18 protein-coding genes are annotated in these 20183 nt (G+C 41.1%); 10 read left to right on the top strand and 8 right to left on the bottom strand.

Annotation, left to right across the window (positions count from 1 at the left end; genetic code table 11):
- Positions 1-12: 12 nt before the first annotated feature.
- Entirely contained in the window at positions 13-2364 is a 2352-nt protein-coding gene (locus tag ACM5QX_RS23070; protein WP_414755685.1) for a ribonuclease R family protein, read from the bottom strand.
- 956 nt (positions 2365-3320) lie between these two features.
- On the opposite strand from ACM5QX_RS23070, the gene ACM5QX_RS23065 reads away from it, so the two are divergent.
- The gene (locus ACM5QX_RS23065; RefSeq protein WP_414755684.1) at positions 3321-4154 is read left to right on the top strand and encodes a hypothetical protein; all 834 of its coding nucleotides are present in this window, start codon (positions 3321-3323) and stop codon (positions 4152-4154) included.
- An 84-nt stretch (positions 4155-4238) separates the two neighbouring features.
- Here the strand turns inward: ACM5QX_RS23065 and clpP are convergent, their stop codons facing one another.
- Positions 4239-4853 (bottom strand): ATP-dependent Clp endopeptidase proteolytic subunit ClpP, encoded by a 615-nt coding sequence (clpP, locus tag ACM5QX_RS23060; RefSeq protein ID WP_011317421.1) that lies wholly within the window; start codon positions 4851-4853, stop codon positions 4239-4241.
- Positions 4854-4858: 5 nt separating this feature from the next.
- Between clpP and ACM5QX_RS23055 the strand changes: the two genes are divergently transcribed.
- From ACM5QX_RS23055 to ACM5QX_RS23045, 3 genes are all read left to right on the top strand, one after another.
- Positions 4859-5221: a hypothetical protein gene (locus tag ACM5QX_RS23055; RefSeq protein ID WP_414755683.1), complete on the top strand. Its 363-nt coding sequence runs from the start codon at positions 4859-4861 to the stop codon at positions 5219-5221.
- Between the two features lie 154 nt (positions 5222-5375).
- Entirely contained in the window at positions 5376-5528 is a 153-nt protein-coding gene (locus ACM5QX_RS23050) for a hypothetical protein (protein WP_185478864.1), read from the top strand.
- Positions 5529-5610: 82 nt separating this feature from the next.
- Positions 5611-7668 carry a thioredoxin domain-containing protein gene (locus ACM5QX_RS23045; RefSeq protein ID WP_414755682.1) on the top strand — a complete coding sequence of 686 codons (2058 nt, stop codon included), beginning with the start codon at positions 5611-5613 and terminating at the stop codon, positions 7666-7668.
- A gap of 736 nt (positions 7669-8404) precedes the next feature.
- On the opposite strand, the gene ACM5QX_RS23040 is transcribed toward ACM5QX_RS23045, so the two are convergent.
- Positions 8405-8755, bottom strand: a complete 351-nt coding sequence (locus tag ACM5QX_RS23040) for a DUF5615 family PIN-like protein (protein ID WP_414755681.1) — start codon at positions 8753-8755, stop codon at positions 8405-8407.
- A gap of 8 nt (positions 8756-8763) precedes the next feature.
- Positions 8764-9093, bottom strand: a complete 330-nt coding sequence (locus ACM5QX_RS23035) for a DUF433 domain-containing protein (protein ID WP_414755680.1) — start codon at positions 9091-9093, stop codon at positions 8764-8766.
- Between the two features lie 138 nt (positions 9094-9231).
- On the opposite strand from ACM5QX_RS23035, the gene ACM5QX_RS23030 reads away from it, so the two are divergent.
- Entirely contained in the window at positions 9232-9807 is a 576-nt protein-coding gene (locus ACM5QX_RS23030; RefSeq protein ID WP_414755679.1) for a molybdenum cofactor guanylyltransferase, read from the top strand.
- Between the two features lie 14 nt (positions 9808-9821).
- Here ACM5QX_RS23030 and ACM5QX_RS23025 read toward each other — a convergent pair whose 3' ends face one another.
- Positions 9822-11588: a DUF3685 domain-containing protein gene (locus ACM5QX_RS23025; RefSeq protein WP_414755678.1), complete on the bottom strand. Its 1767-nt coding sequence runs from the start codon at positions 11586-11588 to the stop codon at positions 9822-9824.
- 133 nt (positions 11589-11721) lie between these two features.
- Between ACM5QX_RS23025 and ACM5QX_RS23020 the strand changes: the two genes are divergently transcribed.
- Positions 11722-14601 (top strand): pentapeptide repeat-containing protein, encoded by a 2880-nt coding sequence (locus tag ACM5QX_RS23020; RefSeq protein ID WP_414755677.1) that lies wholly within the window; start codon positions 11722-11724, stop codon positions 14599-14601.
- A 43-nt stretch (positions 14602-14644) separates the two neighbouring features.
- Here the strand turns inward: ACM5QX_RS23020 and ACM5QX_RS23015 are convergent, their stop codons facing one another.
- On the bottom strand, positions 14645-15094 hold the full coding sequence (locus ACM5QX_RS23015) for a Fur family transcriptional regulator (protein WP_011317410.1): 450 nt from the start codon (positions 15092-15094) through the stop codon (positions 14645-14647).
- A 514-nt stretch (positions 15095-15608) separates the two neighbouring features.
- Here ACM5QX_RS23015 and ACM5QX_RS23010 point away from each other — a divergent pair.
- Together ACM5QX_RS23010 and ACM5QX_RS23005 are read left to right on the top strand one after the other, a co-directional pair.
- Positions 15609-15746 carry a hypothetical protein gene (locus ACM5QX_RS23010; RefSeq protein ID WP_414755676.1) on the top strand — a complete coding sequence of 46 codons (138 nt, stop codon included), beginning with the start codon at positions 15609-15611 and terminating at the stop codon, positions 15744-15746.
- 50 nt (positions 15747-15796) lie between these two features.
- Positions 15797-17179 carry a Rieske 2Fe-2S domain-containing protein gene (locus tag ACM5QX_RS23005; RefSeq protein WP_414755675.1) on the top strand — a complete coding sequence of 461 codons (1383 nt, stop codon included), beginning with the start codon at positions 15797-15799 and terminating at the stop codon, positions 17177-17179.
- Between the two features lie 38 nt (positions 17180-17217).
- Here the strand turns inward: ACM5QX_RS23005 and ACM5QX_RS23000 are convergent, their stop codons facing one another.
- Positions 17218-17493, bottom strand: a complete 276-nt coding sequence (locus ACM5QX_RS23000; protein WP_414755674.1) for a hypothetical protein — start codon at positions 17491-17493, stop codon at positions 17218-17220.
- 222 nt (positions 17494-17715) lie between these two features.
- Between ACM5QX_RS23000 and ACM5QX_RS22995 the strand changes: the two genes are divergently transcribed.
- Together ACM5QX_RS22995 and ACM5QX_RS22990 are read left to right on the top strand one after the other, a co-directional pair.
- Positions 17716-18456: a dienelactone hydrolase family protein gene (locus tag ACM5QX_RS22995; protein WP_011317407.1), complete on the top strand. Its 741-nt coding sequence runs from the start codon at positions 17716-17718 to the stop codon at positions 18454-18456.
- A gap of 301 nt (positions 18457-18757) precedes the next feature.
- Positions 18758-19669, top strand: coding sequence for an ion channel (locus tag ACM5QX_RS22990; protein ID WP_414755673.1), 912 nt, complete (start codon positions 18758-18760; stop codon positions 19667-19669).
- A gap of 23 nt (positions 19670-19692) precedes the next feature.
- Here ACM5QX_RS22990 and ACM5QX_RS22985 read toward each other — a convergent pair whose 3' ends face one another.
- Positions 19693-20121: a DUF2358 domain-containing protein gene (locus ACM5QX_RS22985; protein ID WP_414755672.1), complete on the bottom strand. Its 429-nt coding sequence runs from the start codon at positions 20119-20121 to the stop codon at positions 19693-19695.
- Between the last annotated feature and the right edge of the window lie 62 nt (positions 20122-20183).

Raw genomic sequence — 20183 nt, 5'->3', positions numbered from 1 at the left:
ACTTAACAAAATTTATTCTTCATCTGCATAAGAGTCTAAATCATCAGATTCCAGGTCGTTTGGTAAGTAAATATCGGAAATATCACCATTGACATTACCGACACCTAAATTTTTAACTAAACCATCACTACCAACAGTGACTAAATCGATTTGCTGGCGATAGTAATCGACGCTCTTGACTTGTACGGAAACCCGATCGCCTAATCTATAAGAAGCACGATTTTTTCTGCCAAAGAGTGCCTGTTGTCTGGCGCGGTATTCATACCAGTCATCCTTGAGAGAACTGACGTGTACTAACCCTTCCACCCGCAAAGGTACACCCGGATTAGTTGCAGCTTCGGCGGCTGGTACTTCGATTTCTACAAAGAAACCGTAGGATTGTACGCCAGTAATCACGCCTTGGAAGACTTGACCAATGCGCTGTTTCATCAGTTGGGCTTTTTGCAGTCCAGCTAAATCGGCTTCGGCTTCTTGGACTTCTTTTTCCCTGTCGTTGATTTGGATAATCACCCTGGTCAGGTCGCTTTGCATTTCCTGCTGCAACTCTGGGGCTAATACGTTCCAGTTAATTTCGGAGTGGCTGGAGGAGTGGCGTAGGTTAACCCGTTCTTTGACTCTGGTGTTACGGCGATCGCGTCCGTGTTCTAGTAACTGATAATACACCCTCTGCATCAGCAAGTCTGGATAACGGCGTAGAGGGGCTGTGAAGTGGGTGTATTGTGGTAGTGCCAAACCAAAGTGGGAGGCTTTGGTAGTACTGTACACCGCAGGCTTGAGGGTATCTTGCAAAAGATAAGTTAACACCTGCTCTGAGGGAGACTCAGCAAAAGCCTTGGTTAACTGTTGATAATCTAAGGGTTCGATATCTACATCTGGTTCTAGCGCTAGTTCTACCCCTAAATTAATCGCCAGTTTCAGCATTTCTTGGACATCTTCCGAATCTGGTGTGCCTTGAGTGCGCCAGATAGCGGGGACACCTAAAGCACTCAAATGGGTGGCGATTAATTCATTAACTAGTAACACCAATTCCATCAGTAGCGATCGCACTGGGGAGTCATTCACCAGTACAGCCCCTAAACTACCCTCATCATAGTAGGGGTTGTGATTCGAGGGCAGATTTAGCTGTAAGCTACCACGAGCTAGACGGGATTCCTTGATGGCTTGCCCAATAGTGGTTAAGTTTTGTAGCCGTTCTATAATCTGTGGCGAGTCTTTTTTAGTGACTGTACCTTGGAGAATCGCTTCTGCTTGCTGTTTACTGATGTTGCTATCTACGTTAATGACACTAGGCTGAATTTCCCATTCCAAAACTTCTCCGGATTGGGAAGAAATGGTAATTAAAAAAGACAGTGCTAGGCGATCGCTTCCAGTGACCAGGGAAGCGCGATCGGCTACAGTATCGGGTAGCATGGACAATACCAAGTCTCCCAAATACACCGACCGACCCCGTTTGATTGCTTCCCTGTCTAAGGGTTCATCTGGTTGGACGTAGTGAGATACATCAGCAATATGAAAACCTAATTGCCAATTGCCAGCTATTGTTTTCTCTAAACTAATGGCATTTTCTATTACCTTCGTGTCGCTATTAATGCCAGTAATAGTAAAGGTAAATAGATTGCGTAAATCTAGTTTATTTTTTAGGTCTGCTTTCAGTAGCCTTTTGGGTAACTTAGCAGCTGCATCTAATATTGACTCAGGGAAATTACGTGATAAATCATGTTTACAGGTAACTAAATCTATATCCGCAGCCGCTTCCGCATCACTGCCCAAAATTTGGACTACACGACCCACTGGGGGATACTGGGCTAGAGGATAACGCAGTACTTCGACGTGAGCTAGGTGATCAATGGCCTCTTCTAGTTTGAGTTTGTTGGCTTGAATTTTCAACTCAAACAGCAGCCGATCATCTAGAGGGACAGCGCGAAAACCGCCTTCTACTTGTTTAATCCGTGCCAGTAAAGTGTGATTGGAACGTTCCAAAATCAGCTTAACTTCTCCTTCAGGAGAACGGCGACGACTGCCTTCCTTGAGAACACGTACCAATACGCGATCGCCATTCCAAGCATTACTCAGATGACTTTCACGAATATAAATATCCTCAGCCCCTTCCACGTCTTGAATGGCAAAGCAAAAGCCCTTACTAGAACAACGTAGCTTTGCTTCGATCATCCCTTCCTCGGAAATGCGGCGATACTTCCCGCGTTCTTTTGCCAAAACCCCAATTCTCTCCAACACTTCCAAGGCGATGTGGAGCTTTTCTAAACTGTCTTCATCCTCGCATCCCAGTTTCTTTTCCAAAACTTTGCGAGCCACCAATTTATCATCGGTGAAATTGGCAAGGAGTGTAGCGATTGAAAATTCCATGCAGTGAACCGACCTTTGGTCAAAACATCATTTTTGCTTGAATTTGGTTCTTTACCGTATACCCTCACGGCTTACGGATACTAGCTGGACACGAATTACCCTCAAGTTGGGTTCCCGAAGTCCCCACAAAGGAAACTAACCCAATTGAAAAGTAAGTTGCTTCTTCACAAGTCGCTCCGTGTAAGGTTACTTCTTTGCAGGAGTAAACTTCTGAAGAACTTCTCACTGCACGACAAACTCAGAGTTAGCTTGTGCTTAGGTTCCTTCATCTAACCAAACTCAGAGACTACGCCTGATTTACATTTTGCCCCATCAGGTAATTACGCGGCTGGTTTTGAGAGGCTGGTTTTAAGATTTACTCTCCACGCTGACCAAAAGCGTTATGTAAGGGAAAATACAGGTGTTTGATTGTCTAGCTTGAAGGTACTTTTACGCCATGATACTCTGATTTTTACTAGGAGAAACTGCTGAATCACCCAATTTGCCCATATGTAGAATCGGTAACAATTAGGTAGCAGCTTAATAAGCAATGAGGGCGAACCTTATCTCCATTATTGTAGATTTAGAGCGCACTTCCAGAAAATAGTTCTGGACATTGAATTGGGTAAACAGTATAGCATTAATAGCCAACTCACTTAGAGTTAGTCAGGAAAAACAAAAAATTACCTCTACACTCAGCTATTGTAATAATTCGTAATTTGTGGTTACATTCTTTGCTCTTGCTCAAGACAACGGATATTTTTACCCACATACGAGGTAAGTGGATGTAAATTAAAATATATCCAGAGAGAAACCTTAAAGGAAAAAGTTAGTCACATTTACCAAGATTTCTCATCCCACAAAAGTTTGTTGATAACTTCGGTAGGATCAAAAATCTCCAAAGTGTAACCAGTGGCTGGGGTAAACAGGTAGCATCAACCCCATTATTCAATAGATTTAGATTTGGTGGCAGTATTATGTTGGCTCAATTCCAGAGCTTGTACCCCAACGGCAGTTTAATTTCTGAATTAGTCCAAATTTTTCAGGGAAAATATATCGTTCGGGCAAGCGTCCAAATTGAAGGTATCACTCGCGCAACTGGTATGGCAGCAGCAGAAACTGTGGAAGCCGCCGAAGACCAAGCAAGAACTAGAGCGCTGACCGTTTTGGGTATCACAGATACACCACAGGCATCAATAACGCCTTCCCCAAAACTCATATCTCAAGTACAGGCCAATCCTATCTCCCATGAGTCTACTTATACTTCGATTCAAAATGAGGATTTTGGCAAAAATAATTGGTCAATTGCTAACAATAACGATCAAAGCAAAGAGGTACTGAATACTACTTCAGTTAAAACAACAACATCTAAAAGTAGTAAAACTGAGAACCCAATTCCCGATTTACCCCAGAAATTACCAGATATTAACTACTACGAACCAGAACTGGAACCGCCAATTGAAGACCTACCTCCATTGACAGCACAACAGCCAGAAATTCCTACCATCACGGAAATAGCTAATAGTAATGTCACCCCATTCACGCCCCGAAACTACAGTCCGCAAGAGAACGTAACCAGCATATCAGGCGGTACTGGGAAGAAAAAGAAAAAATCCGAGCCTGTAGATTTATCAGATGTAATTGCTAAAACTGATGTCGAATTGCAGCGTTTGGGTTGGACACCAGAACAAGGAAGAGAATATTTAATCAAAACCTACGGTAAGCGGGGACGTACTTTGTTAACGGAAGACGAATTACACAGCTTCCTCAAACACTTAGAATCTCAACCAGACCCAATTGCTGGGTTCTAAATTAGTCAATAGTCCAAAGTCAATAGTCCATAGTTAGCAAGTAAATTTACTATTGACTATTGACTATTGACTATTGACCAATGATTACTGATTAACCATCGCCACTGGACGACTACCAGCAGCGTGACGGTCAATTACTTGGTCAATTAAGCCGTAATCTCTGGCTTCATCGGGCGACATGAAAAAGTCACGTTCGGTATCTTCAGCAATGCGCTCAATGGGTTGACCAGTGTGTTCGGCTAAGTAATCATTTAACCGCCGCTTGTGGTAGAGGATTTCCCGCGCCTGAATTTCAATATCAGTTGCTTGACCTTGAGCGCCCCCTAGAGGTTGGTGAATCATAATCCGCGAGTGGGGTAGACTCATCCGCTTACCTTTAGTCCCAGCACTTAGGAGAAAAGCACCCATACTTGCCGCTAATCCTGTACAGATGGTACAGACATCAGGGCGGATGTGCTTCATAGTGTCAAAAATTCCCATACCAGCAGTTACAGAACCACCAGGAGAATTTATATACAAGTAAATATCTTTTTCTGGGTCTTCTGCGTCCAGAAACAGTAACTGAGCAACGATTAAGTTAGCCAAGTTGCTGTCAACTTGTTGACCCAAAAAGATAATCCGCTCACGTAATAGCCGTGAGTAAATATCAAAAGCGCGTTCGCCTCGACCCGATTGTTCAATAACGATAGGAATAGTCATGCAGCGTGCTTGTAGCTAATTTACATCCATCTTATCAATTGGGTACTGGGGATTGGGCATTGGGCATTGGGGATGACATTTACTCCCTGCTTCCTCTGCTTCCTCTGCTTCCTCTGCTTCCCCTGCTTCCCCTGCTTCCCCTACTTCCCCTGCTCCTCCTAGTCCCCAGTTCCCTGTACCTAACTCCTAGTGCAGATGCACATCATCCTCTTGGCACTTTTGATAGTGAGATGCGTCTAGAGAGGTGGCTCTTCTCGTTAGAGGAAGAAAAATCAGCCTTTGTTGGCAATTGCCCACCTGATTTTCAGGTTTGCTACTCACATTATGTAGCTTGGCGATCGCCTACGGTGGACAAAACACCATCTTGACCTAAATCAGTTCTGCATCCTCAATATTCAACATTTCTTTAGCTTTTTCATCAGCCAGGATACTGGATATTTAATGGAAATCCGTTAAACCAAGATAACGGGGTGTAGTTAGACTAACTAATTTCACGAGTAATGCTATCGAGGGAGACCTGCCATGCTAGAAAAACTTGTGCAAGCCGCCATCATCACTTTCTTGCTCCACCTGATAGCAGGAATTAACCCAAATAGTAAAATCCAAACAAGAACAGTTACACCCACGCCAGAAGTCCCAGCATCACTGGTGAGTTTTTTCCGTTCCCTACATTGAGGGGATGAGGGCGAATAACTTCAGTACTCATCACTCATTCAAGCTAGACTGGGCAAATAAGGCAACTACCACCATCTGCATCATGACTAATCGCCTTGCCCAAACCAAGAGTCTCTACCTCCGTAAACACGCCGAAAACCCGATTGATTGGTGGCCTTGGTGTGACGAAGCTCTTGCTACGGCTAAAACACAAGATAAACCAATTTTTTTGTCGATTGGTTACTCCAGTTGTCACTGGTGTACTGTGATGGAAGGTGAGGCTTTTTCTGACCAAGCTATAGCCGAGTATATGAATGCTAATTTTTTGCCTATCAAAGTGGATAGGGAAGAAAGACCAGATATCGACAGCATTTATATGCAGGCGTTGCAGATGATGAGTGGTCAAGGAGGCTGGCCTTTAAATGTCTTTCTTTCACCAGAAGATTTAGTCCCGTTTTACGCTGGTACTTATTTTCCTTTGGAACCAAAGTATAATCGTCCTGGTTTTTTACAAGTACTAGAAGCACTACGCCGCTATTACGATACGGAAAAAGAGGATTTGCGCCAACGGAAAGCCTTGATTGTGGAATCGCTCCTTACCTCTGCGGTATTAAAAGGGGAAGCTACCCAAGAAGCTGAAGAAAGCGAATTATTCAGGCGTGGTTGGGAAACTAACACAGGGGTAATTACTCGCAACGAATACGGTAATAGTTTTCCGATGATTCCTTATGCTGAATTAGCATTGCGGGGAACTCGATTTAATTTTGCGTCTCGATATGAGGGAGAGCAAATTTCGACTCAACGGGGTCTAGATTTGGCTTTAGGTGGGATTTATGACCATGTGGCTGGGGGATTCCACCGTTACACTGTTGACCCTAGTTGGACTGTTCCCCACTTTGAAAAGATGCTTTATGACAATGGGCAAATTGTCGAGTATCTAGCAAATTTATGGAGTGCGGGAGTCCAAGAGCCAGCTTTTGCAAGGGCTGTGACTGGAACTGTTGCATGGCTGCAAAGGGAAATGACTGCACCGGCAGGTTATTTTTACGCGGCTCAAGATGCTGATAGTTTCACAACTCCCACGGACACAGAACCAGAGGAAGGTGCTTTTTACGTCTGGAGTTATGCTGAGTTAGAACAACTGTTAACACCAACAGAATTAACAGAATTACAACAGCAATTTACAGTTAGTCCTCAGGGTAACTTTGAAGGTAAGAATGTTCTGCAACGGCGACACCAAGGGGAATTGAGTGCAACTATAGAAACTGCATTAGGAAAATTGTTTGCTGCTCGTTATGGTAGGGCTGCGAATACCCTAGAGACTTTTCCACCAGCACAGGACAACCAAGAAGCCAAAACTACTCACTGGCCAGGACGTATCCCTTCGGTGACAGATACCAAGATGATTGTGGCTTGGAATAGCTTGATGATTTCTGGGTTGGCGAGAGTTGCTGCGGTATTTCAGCAACCTGTGGCTGGAGAACTAGCAGCTAAGGCGGCAAACTTTATTTTAGAAAATCAATTTGTTGATGGGCGTTTCTACAGACTCAACTATCGAGGGGAAGCGGCTGTGTTGGCTCAGTCGGAAGATTATGCTTTATTTATTAAAGCGCTGCTAGATTTACACGCAGCCACACCTGAAAATAGATTTTGGTTAGAAAAAGCGATCGCACTACAACACCAATTCGATGAGTTTCTCTGGAGTGTAGAGCTTGGTGGTTACTTTAACACAGCCAGTGATGCTAGTCAAGATTTGATTATACGCGAACGTAGCTATATAGATAATGCTACACCCTCAGCCAACGGCGTGGCGATCGCTAATCTCGTGCGTCTGTCATTACTCGCCGATGATTTACATTATCTCGATTTAGCCGAGGCTGGGTTAAAAGCTTTTAAAGCTGTCATGTCTAGCGCTCCCCAAGCTTGTCCTAGTTTGTTCACGGCTTTAGATTGGTATCGTAACTCTACCTTAATTCGTAGCACAACTGAGCAAATTCACACGTTGATCCCCAGTTACTTACCCACAGTTGCATTCGCCGTAGTGTCTAATTTACCTGACAATAGTGTGGGCTTAGTTTGCCAAGGCTTGAAGTGTCTGCCATCAGCCGCAAGTGTAGAAATGTTATTACAACAAGTACAGCAAAGTCAAAATAGGGGATAGGGAAGAAAGGGCGTAAATAGAATGGCACTAAGATAAGCGCAAATCTTTGTTGTTTGGTAGTGATTTCAATTCGTGTGGTGGCAAATGCAATTGATTTGGTCACGAAACTGAATCGTGTGGTGGCAAATGCAATTGATTTGGTCACGAAACTGAATTGTGTGGTGGCAAATGCAATTGATTTGGTCACGAAACTGAATTGTGTGGTGACAAATACAATTAGTTTGGTCACGAAACTGAATTGTGTGGTGACAAATGCAATTGATTTGGTTACGAAACTAATTCGTGTGGTGGCAAATGCAATTAGTTTGGTCACGAAACTGAGTTCTTGATAATTAAAAGAATGAGTTTCGTCACTAATTTTATTTTTTTGATAATTAATACTAATCTTTTATTGTCTTTGCTCCCCTCTCCGCGTCGGAGCGAAAAGTCTGAGCGCCGGCTTCCGGCGATCAGAACTTTTCAAGAGAGAGGGGTTGGGGGAGAGGTCAAAAATTGGGTGAAGAAGACGCGATTCATCGCGTCTCTACGGATGGTTTATTTGACGCAATTTGATGGAGATGTAGTAGCGCGTCTAGTCTAATTTGTTGGGTTAAGTAATCAATTATCATGAAATTTTGGTTTTTTCACACTGAACAACCCAATATTTTAAGCTTGCCGCGCTACTACAATCTTTTGCAACATTTAAGGCTTGCCACGCCACTACGTATGCGTTCAAAAATCAAATAGGAGTCCCATATCACAAAGGTAAATACAATACAATTCCCTGCCATTCTGCTTGTTCACTAAAATCGATAAGTAATAATAACTCATCAATTGCCTGTCGAATTGGCATTCGATCATTAACAACGAACATCCCAGCCATCGATTCGCCTCTAACCAAGCGGTTGTAAGCAAAATCCGGCATTGTTGCACGATCATGAGTCAGAAGGATACGCTGATTAATTACTGCCCAAGCTAAAATAGCTGGATCATCTATCTCCCGCAAACCAACATCTTGAACCCGAAGTAAATCAATATTTGGTTGACGCAAAAATAGCCCTCGAATAATATCACCGTTGAAATTCTCGTCGCTTAACAAACTCAACATAACAATGACTATTGATTCTGCTGAGATAGTAAACGAGTACGAATTAAGCCGATATCAGATTGAATAGTAGACAGACGTTGTTGTACTGATTCAGCTAACTGCTCTCGTTGATTTAAGTATGCTTCTACAGAATCCTGATGTCGAAGATAGTAAGCAATTGCATTATAGACATCAGATAAAGATAAAGTCGAGTAGCGATGAACAATAGACTCAGGAGACGCACCATCTTGAAATGCTCGAATCACAGTCTCTAGTAAAACCCTTGAATTCCCAACTCGAATTGCTCCGGTTTCATCTTCTCGCAGAGGTGGTGTCTCACATTCCAAAACAAGGCTCATGAATTAATTTTCCTAAATCTAGTACAAAATAATCGTAACTTAATGTAGAGGAAATTTGCTTTGTTAATAAACTGACGTTTCCAATTCAGTGACAACAGATCGGTTATTTTTTAGGTAGTAAGTCCCTTGTTCACCAAAATGAATAACTTAACTGCTATTGTTCTTGCAGGTGGTCAAAGTTCCCGTATGGGACAGGATAAAGCTTTGATAACTGTTCAAGGTGTGCCGTTGTTGCAATTTGTCTGTAACATTGCCGCCAGTTGTGCTGACACTGTTTATATTGTCACTCCTTGGCCGGAACGCTATCAGCATTTAGTTTTACCGCGTTGTCAATTCATTCCAGAAGCGGGGACTCAGGGGCCTTTGATTGGCTTTGCTCAAGGGTTAGCAGAGGTAAAATCTGAGTGGGTATTACTTTTAGCTTGCGATTTACCTAAATTACGGGTTGAGGTTTTGCAAGAATGGGCTGCTAATCTTGATAGTGTACCAGAGGAAGCGATCGCCACCTTACCCCATCACGCCAAAGGCTGGGAACCCTTATGCGGTTTCTATCGCCGTCGCTGTTTACCGCCGTTATTAGAGTTTATCAATCAAGGTGGGCGCTCTTTTCAGCAGTGGTTACAACATCATTCTGTACAAGTTTTATCCCTACCAACCCCAGAGATATTATTCAACTGCAATACACCAGAAGATTTGGCTGTAATTCAAGAGTAATTACAAATTACTAACTACTTCGGTCGTTCGCTATCACGTTTAAAATTTTTGTCCAAAGATACACTACCAATACCTTGCAAAATCCCGCGACCAATTAAGCCTAAACCTCGACCAATGATTTGGGTTAGCACAAAGACAATGCCACTGCCTAAGACAGATAATAGTGATTGTAAACGAGGAGCGATCGCATCTCGAAATTCCAAACCTAACGTGACTACTAAAGGTACTCCAGACAATTGTGCTAGTTCGTCGTTACGGGGAGCATAAATGGAAATCTGAGCAATACCACGGGGCGCAAACACAAGTAGTTCGTAGCGGCTTTCAAAAATTGCTTTGGCTTCAGTTACATAGTTATTTAATCGATATTTCCATGATAAATCATTTCTAAAACGTTCCAGTTCTCGTGTAGACATTAAGGATTTGACATAGAAATTTTGCTTAATTTCTTCTATGTCTGCTAAATAATTTAATAGTGGTTGGACTACACCATTAGCTACCTGAATTATCAAGTTTTCTAGTAACATTTCTGCATAGGAGTTGGCTTCAGAGCTACCTGCTGGATAAGTATGATGATCTATTCTTAAATCTGTTTGCAATAATAGATAAGAAAATAATTCTAATCCTAAAGGAATTTTATTCAGAATTGCTGTTTGTACAACTCCGGGATTCTGTAATAATACGGTGACAATTTCTAAATTACGCTTGCCTACTTGCACTCTAGAAAACTTGCCGAAAAATTCTGTAATTACTGCTTGCCATAAATCATGTAAGATTATAGGCTGTAATTCCCCTAACTGATTAACTGTAATTTGGGCATTACGCAAAGCATCTAATTGTTGAGCAAGTTTTTGCAAAATTAGATATAAAAGTTCTCGTTTTTTATCTTCACGAAAGATATCAATTTCTAAAACTGAATCTGAAACGTTGTTTAAAGGAAATTGCAGTTTATTAATACAGGATGCAAATAAATTGGTTTGTAAGGCTCTGGGACTGAGAAGCGGGGATGATGTTGATGTTTGTTGTGAGTTTGAGGCGCTAATTGTAGGTATTGGTGGGGGTACTATAGGCAGAGATTTGGCAACTGAGGGGGTTAAGGGTGGCTGTTGTTTTTCCTGAGGTAAAATTAGTACCTGATTGAGCAACCAGCGACTTGCTAAAAGTTCTCTTCGCTTGCCGGCTAGAACTGCCCGATCTAATATTGGTAAACCAGGAATTTGTAATTGTGCTGTGACTTCTTGCAGCGCATGATCAATATAATTCACACTTGATAAATGTAAATTTTGCCGCCACTTAGCCAAGGGTAAACGAGGCGCAACCGCAGCAATAGAGGGAGTAATTTCTGGGTTTACTGTTTCAGTCAACCAGTAGGAATTACCAGCCGCAACGGCTTCTATAACGGTGACTAATTGCGAAATGGGAGTACCTTTAGGGCAGTAACCGCGTACACCAGCAGCCCTCGCTGCCATGATTAGTCCTGCATCTGGAATCGCACTCAGGAGCAAAGTTGGTAATGTGGGGTATGTAGCTTTGAGTTGCTGGCAAAGTTGTAACCCTTGCTGTTGACTATCAATTGAGCGACTATTCCCTAATTCTAAAATTACCAAGTCCACTTGATTGGGGTTAATTTGGGCAAGTTCCGCAAGTATTTGTAACGCTGCTGTATCTGTTGGTGCTTCCGATACCACTTCGATGTTAGGCATGGCTTCCAACGCTACCCGTAGTCCCAGGCGGAAAATGGGGTCTTGATCAACTAATAATAACTTTAAAGGGCGATCGCTCATAGTCTGCTCAAATACACCAGCACTGTCTTGGTTACAACTCGTAAAAAGTGCAATCCCTCCTCATTGTCACCTGTTTTCGTCCACTGATAAATGAAAGATAATTACCATAAGCATCAATTACCCATGTAATTAAATGAACCTCAGTCTCCGGCAATGGTTGGCAGAACGCCAGATAGAAATCAGCGATATAAAAACATTTGCTTCTGGGCAACTGGCAGGTATTGCCTATCGTATCGTTCAGGATATGGAACTTAAAAGCCTGATGCCGTTGGATATTTGTACGTTAGCAGAAGTACTGCAATTACCATTAGGCACAGCTGAACAAGAAATTTCTGTGCTTGCTTCTTTAAGCGAACATCTTCTCCGTCACCTCAGCCAAAAAAAAGCCCTCAAACGTAATGAAGGTACTTGGTTAGCATTCCAAATTGCTTACCTATTGGCGTTAGAACAAGTTTTACTCCAAGAAGAACAATTAAAAAGACCTTGGCTAAATCGTGCCAAAATACCTGCACAAGCCACAATAATTATCTCAGATCCTCAACTCCAAGGATTATTAAAAACTCTCTCTCCTGGTAAATTAACTGATACTCAAGCGGAACAGGCGCTGATTTCCGTGGCAGATTCATTACTAGTACAACAAATGAATCATGCTACTGTAGCCTGGTTAATGGCCAATGGTGCGGAGGAGTTGGAAGCTAAATTATTAACTCAGCGTTTAGATAATTCCCTCCCTGGATACCTGATAAAAATCATTGCTCAAAACCCTGCACCTTTAGCTCAGCTACAAAAATTTTTCCGTATAGGAACTTTAGAAGATGTTTTAAATATTGACTTATATAAAGAGAAGTATCGCGCGAGTTTGCTGCAAACTCTCAGTACACCATTATTGATGGAATATTTTGCCCTGAAGAATATTTATGTTCCTTTATCTGGTGTACCTCAAGAACCTAATGATGGACAGTCGATTGATTTAAAAATATGGGCAGAAAAACAACTTATTGATTTAGAAACTATTGCTGTAATTGAATCAGAACCTGGTTATGGTAAAACTAGTTTTTGTCAGATTTGGGCGGCAGAAATAGCATTAAAGCTTTATCCTCATTGGATGCCCATACTGATTCGGTTGCGGGATATTAAATATGGTAAAAGTTTGCTGGAAACCCTCAATTCTGGTTTTACATTCAATGATCATATCAACTTATCCACTTGGTTAGATCAAACAAATAATCGGTGTGTTTTATTAATAGATGGATTAGATGAACTTCCCTCTTCTCATCAGGGAAATAGAGATAAACAAATTTTTATTCAACAGTTACTCCAATTTCAGTCCCAAGCACAACATAAAATTTTCTTGACTAGTTGCTCTCACACAGTAGAGGAAATTACTTCAGAAATCCCCCTCCAATGGCGGAGTATTAAAATTCAACCTTTAGAAGTAAACCAGCTAAAACAATGGTTTCAACAATGGGCATTATTCCAGTCGTTACCCATTTCCCAAAACTTTTTTACATTCTTAAAACAAGCAGGATTATTTGCTAACAAATCTCACTTATCTGAACTCTCTCATTTAGTACGTCAACCATTAATGTTGCATTTATTGGGTGTTTTCCACCGCGACGGACTATTAGATGATGAAATATTGCAAAAAAATGCTAAGTTTTCCCTCCATTGGGAAATTTACTCTCGTCTAAAACGATGGTTCCTGGGGTATCCGTTGACTGCGGGGATGAAGACAATGCTATTACGTCCGGGAACTGCTCATATTCACCGTACACCAGAAGCAATCACCAATTTACTAGGAGAATACCATCCTCAAGACCTGATGGAACAAATGCAGGCGATCGCTCTCAAAATTTTACATGGCGATCGTCATCAAGTTACCTTAACTGAAGAATTAAATACAAATACTCTCCCGGCTTTATATTTCCGTTATTGTCTTAGCAGTCAGTTGCCACAAGCTAATGACAAAGCACAATTAACAATTAAAGTAGAGTTTTCCCACTCACAAATAGGTGAATATCTCTGTGCTGAAGCTGTAGCAACCCAACTGCAAATGCTAACTCAGTGCCAAGACGATATTTACGGAACAGAAACGTTTATTTTGAATACTCCTAGCATTGTTGCCCAGCATCTCTACAATTTACTAGGCTACGGCATTATTACACCAGAAATTGAGGGATTAGTCATCGCCGCATTACAAACCCAGCAAAAACCCATTTTATTACGACGACTAGAATCTTTTTGGCGTGGTTGGTGTCAAGGACGTTGGTTAGATGAAAGCATTGCCCACAAAGCACTACCCTATTTTCACAGCTTACAAAATCTTGTGAATGTTGAGCAAGTGAATACAAATGTGGGAATCAATGTATTTTTATTGCTAGCTGCAATTTGTCGAGACATTCAAGTTGCTTTTAGTCCTTGTGGTAATCCAGCCAATGTCACTGAGTTTTACCCCCAAACAATGATGATGTTGTTGGCTAAAGCCTCTTTTTCTGGAAGTAACACTCTCATAAAGCGCATCTGTTCCCAATCTTTAGCTAAAATCAACCTCTCAGGGGCTTTTTTATCGTCAGTCGTCCTGACTGGCGCAAATCTTGAACAAGCAAATTTATGCGATGCTGTATTGGTGAATGCAAATTTAGCTGGTGCTAACTTAAATAACGCAAATTTAGCTGGTGCTAACTTAGCCGGCGCAAATCTCACTGATGTCAGCTTGGAAACTGTCAATCTTACCAATGCTTGTTTATGTGATGTTCCCCTCACCGAGGCTGAAGGAGAAATTGCCCAATTCCACGGCGCATTATTTTCTCTAGAACAATTTCAAGTAGTGAAAAGTTTATTATCCAAGCAATCTTACCTTAGTATTTCTAGTACCAAAGAGAAAACTAAGTTTTGGCATCAAAATAGTCTCGATACCGGCTTAATTGAAAGCTTGGAAGGTGAAGTAATTATGCCGACAATTTTAGACCACGAGACCTATGATGAGACGGTTTTTGGTAAAAGTGAGTTATGAGAGACGCGATTAATCGCGTCTGTACAATTTTCTCCCAGCCTCCCTACTCTTCCTCTTGAGGATGCCGATATCCATAGAAGTTGATACTGTAATCTGTAATCTTCACTCCCGTTCTTTGTTCAACTTCTTGGATAAATGCCTCTGGAAGTTGAATATGCACATCCAAAATTTGGTTAGTATCTAGGCAATTAACATGACTGTGAGAGTCACTAATATTACCGTATAAGCGCCCGTCACAACGTTCGATACTCTCAATAATGCCTTGAGTTGATAATGCTTCTAGGTTTTGATATACAGATGTATGACCAATGTCTTTGCCTTGTTGGTTGAGGCGATCATAAATTTCTCTAGCAGAAAGATGCTCATTTGCTTGCCACAGCAGTTCCAGAATAAAGCGGCGCTGACGACTGACGCGCATACCCAACAGCTGACAACGCTCAAGAGCATCTTCTAGAGAACGAATTGGTTTTGTCGATATTGCCTGTTGCTGCATATTTATGTCTATTTACTATTGGGGATCTTTCCCAGTTTGATGGTTATTGCTGTTGTATATATGTGAAAATATTAAATAACAATGCCTTACCTCTAACTGTGTTGTGGCTTTTGTGTAGTGCGGTAATCACAGTTTGAGGTAATAATTTTTCTGCTTCTTGATAGGTTGTTCCGTCACACCTTACTCTAAAACAAACTCATTACAACTTTAGCTTAAAATTGCTATAAATGTCCATCTCGTAATAGATGAAAGTATCGTCAAGCAGAGATGGGACTCAAGAGAGAAGTTGCCAATGCTAGAAGATGGGAACAGGTTGTAGGGTTTGGGTGCGGATAGGGAGGCAGAACTAATAATTATGGACAAAAGTCGCCTCTAATGGCCAATGACAACTGAAAACGGATCACTGTCATCATTGTGCAGTAAATTTTCCCAAAAAAGCGATCGCTACGGTTATGAAAGTTTAACTTAGCTATCCCAATATCTCACCCCAGGAAGAAGCCAGTAGTAATTAGAAATGATTCACGCCATCGAAGGCGATCGCTCACACGCACGAACAAATATTAATTTTTTCTTTATAATTGAGCCAATATCGGCGTACATATCCTACACAGTACATCGTGTCACTCAAGACACTATTCACGTAAATTTGTAGTTTAATGTACTATTTTGTAAATAATATTGAATATTTATAAATTAACACTCATGGTTAACACTAACCCAACTTTAGAACAGATATTGCCAGGTGGTAGTGACCCTCATAGTTTTGATTGGCATGAAGCTTGGTATCCAGTCCACTACTTAGAAGATTTAGATAAATCGAAACCCACAGCTTTTACCTTATTAGGTAAAGATATTGTCATTTGGTGGGATCAGCAATCTCAGACTTGGCAAGTGTTTGAAGATCAATGTCCTCACCGTTTAGCGCCACTTTCTGAAGGCAGAATTAATGAGGAAGGACTGTTAGAGTGTCCCTATCACGGTTGGAGTTTCGCTGGAAATGGTAGTTGTCAGCGCATACCTCAACAACCTGAAGGCGGACAAGCTGAGACTTCCCAGCGCGCTTGTGTGACATCTTGGCTGACCACAGAACGCCAAGGAATGTTATTTGTTTACATAGGCAACCCAGAAAACGCAGCCAAAACTAAAATTCCTGTAGTTGAACCATTAGAAGAATCTCCTGATGGTTGGGTCATCATAAATACGTTTAGAGATGTGCCTTATGATGCCCTCACACTTTTAGAAAACATACTCGACCCCAGTCATTTAGCTTATACTCATCACAAAACTGTAGGAAATCGGAAAAATGCTGCTCCCTTAGAACTAGAGGTAGTTGCATCTGGAAAACATGGTTTCAAAGGTGTTTGGCATCAAAGCATCAAAGCCGGACAATCAGAATTATCTACAACTTTCGTTGCACCAGCTTTAATGTGGCATGATATCAACAGCGAACGAGGACGCATCTTAACTGTTGTCTATGCTACACCTATTCGTAAAGGTGAGTGTCGTTTATTTGCTCGGTTTCCTTTTAAGTTTCCTTCCAAACTACCAGGGATTTTTATTAAATTAAGACCACGTTGGTACTATCATCTGGGACAAAATGGTGTTTTAGAAGACGACCAAATTTTTCTCCACTATCAAGAAAGATATCTCCAAGCCAAAGGGGGTAGTCCTAACTTTACAAAAGCGTTTTACCTACCAACGAAAGCTGACAGTTTTGTGTTTGAACTGCGCCAGTGGGTGAACAATTACAACGCTGAACCATTTCCTGGGGAAAGTTTTTCGCCAGCCATACCCAAAGAACAACTCCTAGAAAGATACTATTCACACACAATAAAATGTGCCAGTTGTAGAAATGCTTTAGCTAAAATCCAGAAACTACGATTATGGAGTGGAGTAATTACAGTTATCTCATTGGTAAGCACTCCCTTAATCACACTATTTTTTGACGCGTCATCAATTCCGGCTATCCTCATTGAGACAGTCACACCAATTACTTTTGCAGTTATATGGCGGGGATTAAGCAAACTCGAAAAGCAGTTTTACGAAGGGCGAATTATCCCACCACGCAACTTACTTAACAGTTGACACAAAAAGATGTGCTAGTTAAATGTGCCACAGCTTATCTATGAATTGAGGATACTTTCATCGTTGGCGATTAATTTATCACCGGGTATTCTCAATTTGGCATAATCACCACTTAGTTGAACGCATTCTGGTGGCTGATGCAGCGTAACACAGCATTTCTGTACGGCTGCTTGATACTCTCGCCACTGCTTACGAATCGCTTTACTAGCATCATCATGACCCAAGTCTGCAAATTTTAAGCCGGCTCTACTCAGCCAAACTTCTACATCTGTTGTTTCACCGAGTGGTTTTTGTACAGAATTAATATTTTTCATGACTTTAGATATTATATTGCTTATACAAAGTGCTTAACTTTACCTTAAGTCTAGTTATTAATAGTAGCAAACAGAATTTTCTTTTAAATTGATAATTAAAAATAATTGACAAATTGTTTATATATACATCAAGTACGTTATGGGAAGTTATGCAGAAATCCAGATTTTATTATTCCCTGGTGTAAAAGCTAATGAAAGCAAACATAACACGGAGCTAAAACAGTGCAAATCACTAAGCGCAATGTGGAGTTGAGAGTAGATGACAGTTTAATGCGTGTTTATGTCGCATCTCCAAAACCAGCAGGAGTTTATCCAGGTATTGTATTTTATAGTGATATTTATCAGTTAGGTAGCCCAATAATTCGTCTAGCTAACTACTTAGCTGGATTTGGTTACGTAGTGGCAGCACCAGAGATTTTTCATCGTCTTGAGCCAATTGGACTAGTAATTGAACCGGATGATCTTGGGAGAATGCGGGGTAATGATAATGCGCGACGAACTGCGATCGCTGAATATGATGCAGATTCTCGTGCTGTAATTGATTTTCTCAAGGCGGAAAGCACTGTTAATGCCGATAAAATTGGTACCCTTGGTTTTTGTATAGGTGGACACTTAGCCTTTCGTGCAGCTTTTGAAACCGAAGTTAAAGCCTCCGCCTGCTGCTACCCTACAGGGATTCCCAGTGGTAAGTTGGGTAAAGGAGTAGCGGATACTATCCACAGAGTCAAGGAAATCACTGGCGAAATATTGCTAGTACTGGGTACACTTGATCCTCACATACCAGAAAGCGATCGCCAAATTTTAATTAAAGCCATTGAAGATGCTAAAGTACCTCACAAAGTAGTTTTATATGAAGCAGAACATACCTTCATGCGCGATGACGGTTATCGCTACGATTCTGCTGCGACTACCTCTGCTTGGGCGGAAATAGTAGAATTTTTAGGACGTGTATTTGCTGATTAAAGTTGTAGCAATGGGAATTGGTAATGAGTAATGGGTAATACCAATTCAAAATTCACTCCTAGCCTACGGTAAGGCTGCGCCGAAAAAATTCGCCCGTAAGGAAAGCCAAACAAAATAAGGGTATGTCCTTATGTATCTGTTCGATTCTTTTTTCAAATTGGTGTAATTGCTAAAATCAATTACCCATTACCCATTCCCAATTACCCATTTACTACTTGTCCAGACTAGAAAAAATTCACCATGACTATTAGCGGTAATTTAGTAATAATACTAATATTTGCCGTTCTTGTGGCTACTTCCGATGAAATTTCGACTGAAGAGACTTGCAAAGAAACAACCAGATAGAGTTCAAATTAAAGTTCAGAACGGACAATTTGAGATTATTGGCATGGGTGTATGGCATTCTTACTGGCGAGATCCTTATCATTTACTGCTAACTATTCCTTGGACTGGCTTTTTATTACTAATTTGTATTTCTTATCTAGCAATTAATTTCATATTTGCCCTAGCTTATTGGCTGGGAGGAGATTGTATAGCCAATGCTAAACCTGGTTCTTTTTTGGATTTATTTTTCTTCAGCGTGCAGACACTCGCATCCATTGGCTATGGTGCAATGTATCCCAAAACACTATATGCCAATACTATTGTCACCATCGAAGCCATGATTGGTTTGGTGGGAATTGCTGTTATGACAGGACTTGCGTTTGCTCGTTTTTCTCGCCCTTCTGCCCGTGTCATATTTAGCCGTGTTGCAGTCATCACACCGTACAATGGTGTACCAACGCTGATGTTTCGCACTGCTAACCAGCGACGCAATTTAATTTTAGAAGCCCAGATGCGAGTTTACTTAATGCGTGATGAAATCACAGCAGAAGGAGGATTTATTCGGCGTTTCCACGATTTAAAACTATTAAGAAATCAGACACCTAGTTTTACATTAAGCTGGCTAGCACTGCATCCCATAGATGAGTTCAGCCCTTTATATGGAATGTCAGCAGAGTCGCTAATGCAAACAAACACAAATCTAGTGATTTCAGTCAGTGGTATTGATGAAACAGTAGCCCAAGTAGTTCATGCCCGTCATACTTATACGGCTAGTAATATTTTATGGAACAGTCGCTTCGTTGATATTTTTCACCATACATCTGATGGACATCGCTACATCGACTATAAATATTTTCACGATGTTTTACCTTTAGATGAAACAGGCTAACAAATTCAAGATTTAAAACCCAATTACCTACCTTCCCCCTTTATCCAAAACTGCCGCAAAATCTCTCCGGGCTTGCGATCCCAAGTATCTATATGTTCATAAATTAAATTATTTTGCCTCAATTTGTAAGTTGAGTAACCATTAAAAAAAATATGCGATCGCCAGGGAACCCGCAACGTCCCCCGCACTGTCCACTTGGCTAAAATTGTATCTTTATCCAACTGTCCTACTTCGTGTAAATCAAAATATATTTCGGTAAAAAATAACTGGGCATGAAACCGTAAAGTCCAAAAAATAATCCTGTAGTTAAATTTGCCTTTAAATTTGTTTACTGGGTCTTGAAAGTAAATATCTGGCGTATAAATATCGTAAGATATATCTTGCTCAAACAGTGTCGGTAAATCCTGTTGCAGAGTTTTAATGACCTGTTCTATTTGTATTTGAGATTCCATTTATCTAATACCAATTCAAAAAATGTTTGCGACAGATAAGGCATTGAGGATGAAGTCATAAC

The sequence above is a fragment of the Anabaena sp. CCY 9910 genome (assembly GCF_963920875.1).
In the GTDB taxonomy this organism is placed as follows: Bacteria; Cyanobacteriota; Cyanobacteriia; order Cyanobacteriales; family Nostocaceae; genus Trichormus; species Trichormus variabilis.
The sequence above is the reverse complement of the archived record's forward strand: the minus strand, read 5'-3'. Positions and strand labels throughout refer to the sequence as shown.